This window comes from Streptomyces sp. NPDC058877 (assembly GCF_042742855.1).
Classification (GTDB): Bacteria; Actinomycetota; Actinomycetes; order Streptomycetales; family Streptomycetaceae; genus Streptomyces.
In genome coordinates, this window is the sequence record NZ_JBHYMF010000252.1 from 1 (window position 1) to 8,903 (window position 8,903).

The 8,903-nt window shown below is 71.4% G+C and carries 7 protein-coding genes; 2 read left to right on the plus strand and 5 right to left on the minus strand.

Annotation, left to right across the window (positions count from 1 at the left end; translation table 11 throughout):
• Positions 1-37: 37 nt before the first annotated feature.
• The 4 genes from ACFW2Y_RS32755 to ACFW2Y_RS32770 form a co-directional block, all read right to left on the minus strand.
• Positions 38-553: an SMI1/KNR4 family protein gene (locus tag ACFW2Y_RS32755; protein WP_384886421.1), complete on the minus strand. Its 516-nt coding sequence runs from the start codon at positions 551-553 to the stop codon at positions 38-40.
• A 199-nt stretch (positions 554-752) separates the two neighbouring features.
• Positions 753-1,832, minus strand: a complete 1,080-nt coding sequence (locus ACFW2Y_RS32760; RefSeq protein ID WP_384886423.1) for a polyprenyl synthetase family protein — start codon at positions 1,830-1,832, stop codon at positions 753-755.
• Positions 1,829-2,962, minus strand: coding sequence for a flavodoxin-dependent (E)-4-hydroxy-3-methylbut-2-enyl-diphosphate synthase (gene ispG / locus ACFW2Y_RS32765; RefSeq protein WP_384886426.1), 1,134 nt, complete (start codon positions 2,960-2,962; stop codon positions 1,829-1,831). Before ispG ends, ACFW2Y_RS32760 begins: the two co-directional genes overlap by 4 nt.
• Positions 2,959-4,860 carry a 1-deoxy-D-xylulose-5-phosphate synthase gene (locus tag ACFW2Y_RS32770; protein WP_384886429.1) on the minus strand — a complete coding sequence of 634 codons (1,902 nt, stop codon included), beginning with the start codon at positions 4,858-4,860 and terminating at the stop codon, positions 2,959-2,961. The genes ispG and ACFW2Y_RS32770 overlap by 4 nt, the downstream gene beginning before the upstream one ends.
• Before the next feature lie 463 nt (positions 4,861-5,323).
• Here ACFW2Y_RS32770 and ACFW2Y_RS32775 point away from each other — a divergent pair, with 463 nt between their 5' ends.
• A complete protein-coding gene (locus tag ACFW2Y_RS32775; RefSeq protein ID WP_384886431.1) occupies positions 5,324-7,237 on the plus strand; it encodes a hypothetical protein in 1,914 nt (637 codons plus the stop codon).
• Positions 7,238-7,401: 164 nt separating this feature from the next.
• Here ACFW2Y_RS32775 and ACFW2Y_RS32780 read toward each other — a convergent pair whose 3' ends face one another.
• On the minus strand, positions 7,402-7,611 hold the full coding sequence (locus tag ACFW2Y_RS32780; protein WP_384886434.1) for a hypothetical protein: 210 nt from the start codon (positions 7,609-7,611) through the stop codon (positions 7,402-7,404).
• Positions 7,612-8,271: 660 nt separating this feature from the next.
• Between ACFW2Y_RS32780 and ACFW2Y_RS32785 the strand changes: the two genes are divergently transcribed.
• Positions 8,272-8,802 (plus strand): hypothetical protein, encoded by a 531-nt coding sequence (locus ACFW2Y_RS32785; RefSeq protein WP_384886437.1) that lies wholly within the window; start codon positions 8,272-8,274, stop codon positions 8,800-8,802.
• Positions 8,803-8,903: the final 101 nt, after the last annotated feature.

Below are 8,903 nucleotides of genomic sequence, written 5' to 3' on the forward strand. Positions count from 1 at the left end.
ACCTCCATCCAACCGGACCGGAACACGCCCGCGCACCTCACTCAGCGGCAAAACCCCACGTCACAGGGCTGCCAGACGACTTTGCCGGAGCCCTGCCTCCGCGGGTGGCCACGGTGATCGTCCAGGCGGCGGCATCCCCGTTTGTTGACCACAGGAGGTAGTCGCCCCAGTCTGTCGTCCCGCAGCGGAGAAGGCCGCCAAGTGCTGGGAAAGCCTGCACCGGCGGATCGAGCTCCGCGTATTCGCACCACTCTTCGACGATCTCCAGGTCTTCGAGTGTGCCTTCGACCCATGCCTGCTCATCGCCGGGCTGCGGGGAGGTGAGGAAGAGCGTGTCCCCCACGACGAGGTAGGGATAGAGCTCGGTGAGCAGCTTGAAGTCCGGCGGGAGAGCCGTGCCCAGACCGCTTTCGACAGCCGCCCAATCGACCTTCGCAGGCTCTGGGCGCCGGAACACGGTCAGCTCCGACGAGGCCTGCTCGAATGCCGTCAGCGCCTCGACAGGGTCTTGAATCCGGCGGGGCGGGGCCTGGGTGCCGATGAGGTCGTCCATGCGGCAACCCTGTCAGCAGAGTCCGACACCGCGATAGGCGGGTGGCATTGTCCTTCCGGCCACAGCCCAGCCGGCCTGGGTGCAGGGGCCTTCAAGATCAGTCCTGGGGTGAGCGCCCCCATCGGGACCATCCCCGCGTGCGCGGAGAGCAGCCTCTGGCCCCGCCCGTCGTCCCGGCCGTGTGGCGGGTGGACTGCGGTCACGTGGTTCTGTGGGTGGCGGTGTGGGCGATCTGGCGGAGGGTGGCTGTCACGTGGCCGGGGAAGGGGGCGTGGTCGAGTGCGGCGAGGGCTTGGTGGTAGCGGGTGCGGATCATGTTCTCGGTCTCGGTGTGGGCGCCGGTGGCGTCGAGGACGGTGCGGATGCGTGCCGCGCCGTTCTCGTCGAGGTCGGGTGTGCCGAGCAGGGAGAGCAGGGTGGTCTTCTGCTCGGGAGTGGCTCGGGTGAGGGCGAGGGCGGTCAGTACGGTGTGTTTGCCGTCGCGGAGGTCGTCCAGGACGGGCTTTCCGGTCTGCTCGGGGGCGCCGAAGACGCCCAGGAGGTCGTCGCGGAGCTGGAACGCCTCGCCGAGCGGGAGGGCGAAGGCGGTGCAGGCGTCCAGGATCGCCGGGTCGGCTCCGGCCAGGGCGGCGCCGATGTGCAGGGGGCGTTCGACGGTGTACTTGGCGGTCTTGTAGCGGATGACGCGGAGGGGGGTGTCGATGTCGCTGGTGGGGCGTCCGGTGGTGAGCAGGTCGAGGTACTGGCCGTACATCACTTCGGTGCGCATCGCGTCGAGGAAGGGCCGCACCGCGGCCAGCCGTATGGGGGGCAGGTGTGTGGCGAGGAGTTCGTCGGACCAGATCAGGGCGAGGTCGCCGATGAGGATCGCCGCGCTGGCGCCGAGTTGTTCGGCGGTGGCGGCGCCGCGGTGCTCGTGGTGGGCGGTGGTGATGGCGTGGTGGACGGTGGGGTGGCCGCGGCGGGTGGCGGAGCGGTCCATGACGTCGTCGTGGATGAGGGCGAAGGCGTGGAACATCTCCAGTGCTGCCGCCGCTCCGACGAGCATGTCGGTCTCGTCGCCGCCGCCCGCGGCGTGCCAGCCGCACGCGCACAGCAGGGGGCGCAGGCGTTTGCCGCCGCGCAGGAGGAAGTCGCGCAGGGTGCGGAGGATCTCCGGAGGCATGGCGTGGTCGGCTGCCGCACGGGTCTTGTGGTCGAGGAAGTGTTCCAGGTGGGCGTCGACGGCCCGTCGGAAGGCGGGGAGGTCGAGTTGCGGTGTGATCGGGGCGGAGGTCACGGCTGTCCCCGTCTGGTGGATGTCGGGCCCTGTTCGGCGAGGCGGAGGGCTTCTTCGACGAGTCGGTCGACGATGCGGGCTTCGGGGACGGTGGCGATGACCTGGCCCTTGACGAAGATCTGTCCTTTGCCGTTGCCGGCGGAGACGCCGAGGTCGGCTTCGCGGGCTTCGCCGGGTCCGTTGACGACGCAGCCCATGACGGCGATGCGCAGGGGGTGCGGGAAGCCGTCGAGGGCGGCTTCGACGCGGGCCGCCAGCTGGTGGATGTCGACTTGGAGGCGGCCGCAGCCGGGGCAGGAGACGATCTCCAGTTTGCGGGGCCGCAGTCCGAGGCTGGCCAGGATGTGGCAGCCGGCCTTGACCTGCTCCACCGGGGGTGCGGACAGGGAGACGCGGATGGTGTCGCCGATGCCTTCGGCGAGCAGTAGGGCGAAGGCGACGGCGGATTTGACGGAGCCCTGGAGGGCGGGGCCGGCTTCGGTGACGCCGAGGTGGAGGGGGTAGTCGCAGCGGTCGGCCAGTATGCGGTTGGCGGCCACCACGGTCAGGGGGTCGTGGTGTTTGACCGCGATCTTGATGTCGTGGAAGCCGTGTTCCTCGAACAGCGACGCCTCCCACAGTGCGGACTCCACCAGTGCCTCGGCGGTGGCGGTGCCGTGCTTGGCGAGGAGGCGCGGGTCGAGGGAGCCGGCGTTCACCCCGATCCGCAGGGGTGTCCCGGCGTCCCGTGCCGCGGCTGCGATCTCTTGGACGCGGTCGTCGAACTTCCTGATGTTTCCGGGGTTGACCCGCACCGCGGCGCAGCCGGCGTCGATGGCCTGGAAGACGTAGCGGGGCTGGAAGTGGATGTCGGCGATCACGGGGATGGGTGAGCGGGCGGTGATCGCGGGCAGGGCGGCGGCGTCGTCCGCGGTGGGCACCGCGACGCGGACGATGTCGCAGCCGGCGGCGGTGACCTCGGCGATCTGCTGGAGGGTGGCGTCCACGTCAGCCGTCACGGTGGTGGTCATGGTCTGGACGCTGACCGGCGCGCCGCCTCCCACCAGGACGTTGCCGACGAGTAGTTGGCGCGACGGGCGACGCACCACGGGGGGTGGCGGGTCGGGCGGGTGAGGGATGTGGGGGGTCATCGGGGTCCTTCTGCGTCGGAGGGGAGGACGGGGTGCCGGGAGGTGGTGGAGGCGGCGGCGAAGGCGTGCTTGGCGGCGCGGGCTATGGCGTGGGCGTCCAGGCCGGCCCGGGCGAGCAGGGTGTTGCGGGGGCCGTGGGGGATGAAGGCGTGGGGCAGGCCGAGGCCGGTCACGGGTGTGGCGACGTTCGCTTCCCGGCAGGCGTGGGCGAGGGCGGTGCCGAAGCCGCTGGTGCGGATGTTGTCCTCGATGCTGACGGTGACGCGGTGGCGGGCGGCCAGCGCGGGCAGCGCGGCGTGGACGGGAAGGACCCAGCCGGGATCGGCGACCGTCACGCCCAGTCCCTCCGCTTGCAGCAGGGCGGCGGCCTGGAGTGCCTGCACGGCGAGCGGGCCGGCCGGAACGAGCAGGATGTCCCGGGGGCGGCGCGGGCTGTGCTGCAGGATGTCCAGGCCGTCCACCCGCGCCACGGCCTCGATCGGGTCCCCGGCGGAGGCTTTGGGGATGCGGAGCATCGTGGGCCCGTCGCCCACGGCGACGGCCTCGCGCAGCAGGGCGGCCAGCTGGGCGGTGTCGCGCGGGGCGGCGATCCGCAGGCCCGGGACCGTGCCCATGACGCCCAGGTCCCACATGCCGTGGTGGCTGGGGCCGTCCGCTCCGGTGATGCCGGCCCGGTCCAGGACGAAGGTGACCGGCAGTCGGTGCAGGGCGACGTCCAGCAGGATCTGGTCGAACGCCCGGTTGGCGAAGGTCGCGTAGAGGGCGACCACCGGGCGCAGGCCGCCCATGGCCAGCCCCGCTGCCGCGGTCACCGCGTGCTGCTCGGCGATCCCGACGTCGAACACCCGGTCCGGATGGCGTCGGGCCATGGTCCACAGGCCGGTCGGACGCAGCATCGCCGCGGTGACGGCGACCAGGTCCTCGCGCTCGGCCGCGAGATCGGCCAGCGCCTGCTCGAACGCGTCGGTCCACGACGGCGCCGCGGCACTGTCGGGCCGGCCGGTGGCGGGATCGATGGCGCCGACCGCGTGCAGGCGGTCCGCCTCGTCCTGCTCGGCCGGACGGTAGCCCTTGCCCTTGACCGTGACCGCGTGCACCACCACGGGCCGCCGAAGGTCCCGGGCCCGGCGTAGTGCGCCCTCCAGAGCGGCCGTGTCGTGCCCGTCGAACGGGCCGAGGTAGGCGAAGCCGAGGTCGATGAACATATTCCCATCGGCACGGTGTTGGCGGAGCGCCGCCAGATGGGTGGCCAGGGCGCCAGCGGTGGGGCCGTAGGAACGGCCGTTGTCGTTCAGGACCACAACCACCGGACGATCCGGCGCACCGCCAATGTTGTTCAGCGCCTCCCACGCCATTCCGCCGGTCAGCGCGCCGTCACCGACGACCGCCACCACCCGCCGGTCCTGACAGCCCGTGAGCGCGTACGACCTGGCCAGCCCGTCCGCGTAGGACAGCGCGGTGGAGGCGTGGGAGTTCTCCACCAGGTCGTGCACGGACTCACCGCGGGACGGATAGCCCGACAACCCGTCAGCCTGCCGCAGTGACGCGAAGCCGGGGCCGCGCTCGGTGAGCAGCTTGTGCACGTACGACTGGTGTCCGGTGTCGAACAGCAGGCTGTCGCGTGGCGAGTCGAACACCCGGTGCAGGGCGAGCGTGAGCTCCACGACGCCCAGATTCGGCCCCAGATGACCTCCCGTCGCGCAGACCGCCTCCACCAGGAACGCGCGGATCTCCCCGGCGAGACGTTCCATCTCCCGGTGGGACAGACAGCGCAGCGCCTTCGGGTCGCCGTGCGTACTCAGCAGGGGGAAACGTTCCCGGCACTGTTCGCCGGTGGACGCCGGCGCAACATCGGATGCGGTGTGCGGTCCTGAGGTGCCGGCTCGCGGCACGGCCATGGCCGACCCCCTTGATTCAGCGGCGCGGGCCCGGGGAGTGTCCCGCGACGGAGGGTGCCCGCCGCGCGGACGACGACAAACAGGCGGTGAGCTGCCGCCGGAAGCTCTCGGCGCGCATGACATGTACACAGCGCACCACGGCGCGTACAAGGACCCCTTGAGCGCCCACGAGTGCCTCCATGACCACCCCGCACGCCCCGGCCCGAAGGCGCCAGCGCATCACGCCCCGTCAAGTCCCCACACACATCGCGCTGACCTGCGGAAACATCTGGGCTCGCAGCGGCGGCCACCCCGGCGTCAGAGCGTCGACCCTGGCCGGACCTCGCAGCTCTCGGGTCGTGCTCCGGGCCGTGCGCCGCTGCGCCCGGGCTCGCGCCGTGCCGCCTTCCGGCACCGCACGGTGTGCTGGCGGGTGGTCCGCTCCCGCACGAGTGAGACCCCTGACCAGGGTGGAGGAACGGCCATGGACGACACCACGGCAACCCAGCAGCCGCGCCAGGTCCCGCTGGAGGACCCCGCAACCACGGACAAGGGACTCGCCACCCAGCTGGTGCCCCTGCCCCCGGCCCCCGCCCCGCCCGCCGTCGCCTACGAGATCGCCGTCCCCGACGACGAGCACTACCGCATGTCCTGCTACGGCATCGCGGAAGCGCTCGTGCCCGGCCGCGAGTACACCGTCCCCGCGCCCACGGGCGGCACCCTGTTCAACAGCATCGCCGAGGGCTGCCACGGCGACTGCGACGGCGCCCCCTGGTACCTCGGCTTCGACCCCGGCTTCGCGGCCCTGGCCGGCGCACGCGTCCTCACCCCCGACTCCTGCGGGCCCGCCCTGGCCCACGACACACCCAGGGACCTGATCCGCGAGGTCCTCACCGATGCGGCGGGCGGACGGTGCGCCCAGGCGCTGCACCACACCACCGCGGCGCTCGCCGCACGCACCGAACCCCCCGGCTGCCGCACCGTGACCGCGCTCATGGGCAACTGGACCGCGTGGGTGTCGTGTGCGATGTACGACGCGATGGTCGACTGGGCCACCGGCAAGGGGCCCGCGAGCATGGCCGCCGACACCCTGGGAACCAGCCGGATCCACTTCGTCGACGCCGACCTGCGCCACACCGGCCGCCCCCACCCGCCCGGCTACCTCCACAAGGGCCCCGGCTGGGAGGACCACGCGGACGCGGCCTGGACCGACACCTGCACCGCCTACGGTTTCCACGGCATCTACCAGCGGCCCACCGTGGGCCTGGGCGTCCTCGCCGTCGACGCCGGCGTCTACGGCCGCGGCTCCCTCGCCTGGTCGACCATGTTCCTGGACACCCAGTTCTACTACGACTACAACTTCCTGGCCGAGAACTCACCCAGCCTCGGCTGGTGGCGCCAGGTCCACGCCTACGCCCGCCGCGCCGTCGCCGCACCCGACACCTACATCGGCGCCTTCGCGACCGGCTGCACCTTCAGTTACGGCGCCGTCTTCGTCAAACAGCGCCGAGAACAAGAAGCCCGCCGAAACCAGACCATGGTGCGCCGCGGCGGCGTCGTCTGGGACGACCTCCGCCTGTGGTCGTCCTACCTCGTCGTCGACGCCGGAGCCGTCCAGCTCGCCGCCGGCGCCGGCGGCTGTGCCGACGACCTGATGGGTGCCGGTGTCGCCCGCGCCATCAACGACGTCATCGACCTCGGCTACGACTGGTCCTCCGGCGACATGTGCAACAGCATCCTCACCCTCACCCGCGGCCAGACCGGGCGCGAGGACCTGATCCTCGCCTATCGCAAGATCGCCACCGTCCTCAACCGCACCGGCACCCTCCGCGCCGACACCATGGGCGGCATCGCCATCGCCTCCACCTACGCCTGGCAGCTCGCCGACACCCGCCACCGGGCCATCGCCTGCGCACTGGTCAGCGACGACCCCGGCATCGGCCCGACCACCACCACCGCCTCCTGGCACCAGGCAGTCCTCCGCGGCGACCTCGGCGACCAGACCACCAGGCACGACCTCGTGCCCGGAACCCTCCTCGGCCACCAGGTCACCCTCACCCAGCGGACCTGGGACGCCGTGGCCACACACCCCGCCGTCGCCGACCTGCTCTACCACGGCCACTGCTGGCCCCTCGCACAACGGGCCCAAGGCCGTGTCCCCACCGCCGAAGAAGTCCACAACGCCGAGGAACACCTCCGCATCGCCCTCGCCCAAGCCGCCATGGAACTCAACCGCGCCGACTACGTCGAAGCCATCTGGTGCTGGACCCTCGAAAGCTTCTGCGCCACCGACCTCATGTGGCACGCCATGATCGGCAGCACCGCCGTCGCCGCCGACCGCCACATCGGCTCCGACCGCCTCGCCGACGACCACACCATGCAACCCTGGACCGGCTGAACCCGGCCGGCACCCCTGTCCGTCCCGACGCTCACCGCATCCCCGCACCGCCGGCAGGCGGCCCGGCGGTGCGGGCAGGCCCGGCGGGACAGGTGGAGGGGCCCCGAGCCCTGGAACCGGCGGCCGGACGACAGGTCGAGCCGCTGACGGCAACGCGGGGGTGTTCAGCTGCCGAAGGCCCGCAGCACGCCTACGGCACCGGGCAGTTCCTTGGGCCGGAGGGCTGTTCCCGCGAGCGGCAGAACACGCGCGTTGGCACAGCGGGCGGGGTACTGGTAGTCGACCTCCCAGTCCCGTTCCGAACCGCGTGCGGCAGTACTTGTGACGTACAGCGGCGAGCGGCAGGCACTGCACCAGTAGTGCGTCAACTCCATCACAGAAGCCGCCCTCCCCGCGACGGGGCACGGCCATCACCAGCACGGCTGGGCGCGCGCCGTGCGGGAGCGGTGCTTCGAGCGAGGCAAGAGCGTTTCGTCTCCATGACTGCTGAAACGATCCGGCACGCAGGCCGTCACTTCCTCCTCACCCACAGGGCCGCTCGGGGACTGCTCCGTTGGGGCGGACGGCGTGCCCCTCTCGCCGCCTGCCATGACGTGGACGGCGCCGGCATCCCGCTCCCCGTACCCGGTGCTCGCCTCCTGTCCGGCCCGTCGCGAACGGCAGGCTCCGGGCGATCCAGCCGTTCCGAGCCGTGGCTGGCCCGGGCGCGTCCGCCTGGTCGTTGCGGCCCATCCCGGCAAGACCGCCGGACATCAGGGCCTCGGCGTAGGGCAGGTACTCGGCGTACCGAGCCGAGGCCGCGAAGAGCAGCAGGGGCCGTGCAGAAAGTACCGGTTGCTGGTGGGGCCATCCCCATGTGCGCGAGGAGCAGCCTGCCGCCCTTGGAGAAGGCACGCCGCCGGGGCCATCCCCGCGTGTGCGGGGAGCAGGAGGTAGAGGAGGCCACGGCGTTTGCGGCATGCTCACCGTGGACCGCGTCCTTGGTGGAGACGCGTCTCTGTGGAAAATACTCCTTGATCAGTGACGGAGCCCTCGTGTCTCTCATCGCCGAGTACGGCATCAGCGTCCGGCCGGACCGTGGGCTCGTGGAGGTGTACGACCCGGATGCCTACCTCGGCAGCGACGAGGCGTACTACCGGTCAAGGACCCAGGTGGTCGCCGGAGACGGCTATCACCTCTACCTGCAAACCAGTCAGCCCGACATCGCGGTACAGGTCGTCATCCGGGTGTGGGACACCACCCAGAAGCTCCCGGAAGAAGCCGAGGGCACGGTCCCGGTCTCTCTGGAATCAGAGACGGGCCTGCTCGTGGTCAACCAGCTCTCCTTCGGGCCGGCGGGCGAGATGGTCTTGCCCCGCCCCGGCGTCTACGACGGCCATGCGACATGGAGTGGGCGAGAAGCCACGGCTGCCTACTACAACACGTGCCTCCAGCGCGCTGCCGAAGAGCAATGGGACGCGGGACAGATCGGAGCAGCATGGAGACAGCGCCCCACGGTCGAGCAGTACACCCTTGATCTCTGGTTCGTCCGGGAACCCGAACCAGAGGGCGAGTGGGACGAATAGCCCGTGCTCCACCAGCGCATTGAATGCCTTCTCCAACTCCCGCTCCGCACCCGCTGCCGCGTCCGTACCAGGGATCGGTGAGAGGCAGGAGGGGCCATCCC